General features: G+C 71.5%; 3 pseudogenes. 2 read left to right on the top strand and 1 reads right to left on the bottom strand.

What is annotated here, in order from left to right:
• Positions 1 to 472 precede the first annotated feature (472 nt).
• Together panC and AC2W7C_RS16610 are read left to right on the top strand one after the other, a co-directional pair.
• Positions 473 to 1,329: pseudogene (panC, locus tag AC2W7C_RS16605) on the top strand (pantoate--beta-alanine ligase).
• An 11-nt stretch (positions 1,330 to 1,340) separates the two neighbouring features.
• Positions 1,341 to 2,161: pseudogene (locus tag AC2W7C_RS16610) on the top strand (aminoglycoside phosphotransferase family protein).
• 6 nt (positions 2,162 to 2,167) lie between these two features.
• Here AC2W7C_RS16610 and AC2W7C_RS16615 read toward each other — a convergent pair.
• Positions 2,168 to 2,557 (bottom strand): annotated as a pseudogene (locus AC2W7C_RS16615) (chorismate mutase); the annotation flags it as partial.

Here is a 2,557-nt window from a genome sequence, read left to right on the forward strand (position 1 = left end):
CCGCAGCCGCGGACCGGTCACGGCGGTCTCGATGCGATCGGAGGCCTCTCGCACCATGGCGCGAGCCACGACCGGGGCCGCGGCTTCGGCGACGCGAGCGGAGCGTCCGCTGAACGATCCCGTCCCGCGCGTCCCAGAGCGCGTGGGGATCCATGACCTCCACCCGCAGAGCCGGACGCAGGCCGTTCGAAGCAGCAGTGGGAGCCGGCGCGCCGGCGGACGCCGACGCGGGCCCAGGCTGGACCGTGGCCGGCCCCGAACCATCCAGGGGCACGGCGGCGACCCGCTCCGCCAGGTTCTCGAAACGGTTCGGATCGCTGTCGACGGCCCCGCAGGCCGCGAGGCCCGCGGTCAGGAGTACGGCCAGCACTGGACGGATCAGGAGGCTCGGCGTCATAAGCCACCCCTAACCCTCCGGCTTTTGCCGGACGGTTCACAACTACGCTTAAGGCGAAAGGTTAATCCGTTCACCATGGCCGACGTCTATCCTCTTCCCGTCGCACGTACGATCGCGGGCTTGCGAGACCTGACAAGCGAATGGCGGCGGCAAGGGTTCACCGTCGGCTTCGTTCCCACCATGGGAGCGTTGCACGAAGGTCACTTGACCCTGGTGCGCGAGGCCGTCCGCCGCGCCGACCGCGTCGTTGCCAGCGTCTTCGTCAATCCGACCCAGTTCGCCGCCCACGAGGACCTGGGGACCTATCCCCGGCAAGAGGCGAAGGACGCCGATCTGCTGGCAAGCGCGGGATGTCATCTGCTGTACGCCCCGGCGGTGGAGGAGATGTACCCCGCCGGCTCGACCACGGCGATCAGCGTCGGCGGCCCCGCCGACGGGCTGGAAGGCGCCTTCCGGCCGCAGATGTTCGGCGGCGTGGCCCTGGTGGTGAACAAGCTGCTGAACCAGGTCCAGCCCGACGTCGCCGTCTTCGGCGAGAAGGACTGGCAACAGCTGATGGTCATCCGCCGGATGGTCCGCGACCTGGACATGGCGGTCGAGATCGTGGGCTCCCCGACCGAGCGGGACGGCCACGGCCTGGCCCTGTCCAGCCGCAACGCCTACCTGTCCGAGGCCGAACTGGCCGTGGCGCGCCGCCTGAACGGCGTGCTCGCCGAGGCCGGCGCCCAGCGGTGCGGGAGGGCGACGCCGCCGGCGCCGAGGCCTGGGCCGTCCAGGCGCTCAAGGACGCCGGCTTCGACGCCGTCGACTATGTGGCGATCCGCCGGGCCGACGACCTGACCCCGTTCGAGGGCGGCCCGGAGGCCTCCGCCCGCATCCTGGCCGCCGCCCGAATCGGCAAGACGCGGCTGATCGACAACATGGCGATCTGAGCATGGCCCGCATGAAGGCGTTCGAGCCCTGGCTGTCCGCCTGGGGCCTGGAGCCGGACGGGCGCCGGATCACCACGCCAATGGGGCGGCTGCTGCCGGTCCGGCGGAACGGCGAACCCGCGATGCTGAAGATCGCGACCGAGCCCGAGGAGCGGCTGGGCTGGGCCCTGCTGGAATGGTGGGACGGCGAAGGCGCGGCCCGGGTGCTGGCGCGCGACGGAGACGGCCTGCTGATGGAGCGCGCGACCGGGCCCGGCGACCTGGCGGCCATGGCCCGCTTCGGGGACGACGCCGCCGCCACGGAAATCCTTTGCGACGCCATCGCCGACTTGCACCGCCCCCGCGCCCGGCCGATCCCGGAGGGTCTGGCCACGATGGAGGAATGGTTCCTCGATCTGTGGCCTGCGGCGGCCCAGGGCCTGGTCCCCTCCCTTTGGGCCGAAACGGCCCGCCGGATGCTGGACGGCCAACGCGAGGTGCGGCCGCTGCACGGCGACCTGCACCACGAGAACGTGCTGGATTTCGGCCGCGCGGCTGGCTGGCGATCGATCCCAAGCGGCTGATCGGCGATCGGGCGTTCGATTACACCATCCTGTTCTGCGATCCCGACCTGTCGGATCCTGAGCCGCCCACGGCCGTGCGCCCGGAGATTTTCGGACGACGACTCGAGATCGTCCTGGCCAAGTCGGGCCTGGAGCGCGAACGGCTGCTGGACTGGATCGTCGCCTGGTGCGGCCTGTCGATGACCTGGTTCCTGCAGGACGACGACCAGGACCTGGCGGCGGTCAACCGTCAGGTGGCCGAAATGGCCCTGGCCGCCCGCGCTCGCTGACGTCCTTCAGCCGATCGCGCCGACACAGCCCTCGGCGCCCCCCACCGACAGGGGCGCGTCCGTCAGAGACAGGGTCCAGCCGTGGTGGGTGGCCAGGCCCCGCCTGCGAATGCCGGAGCCGTCGCCCGCGTCGCCGCCCACATCGACGATGACTCGTCGGCCGTTCGGCAGCGCCGCCGGATCGATCTTACCGACGGCGAGCGCGGTCGGGGTATCTCCGCCGAAGCCGTCGAAAACGCTCAAGCCCGTCCATTCGCGGCGCAATCCCGTCCACCAGGCGTCCTCGGTGTTGATGGCCAGGACGGCGACGCCGTGGCCCTCGGCGGCCCATTTCAGCGCCGCCTGGGGATCGCGGACGGCGCGCATGTCGGCGGCCGCGCCGAAGCGCAGGCGGGC

It is taken from the genome of Brevundimonas sp. CURTG3B2_SDJG, assembly GCF_057364705.1.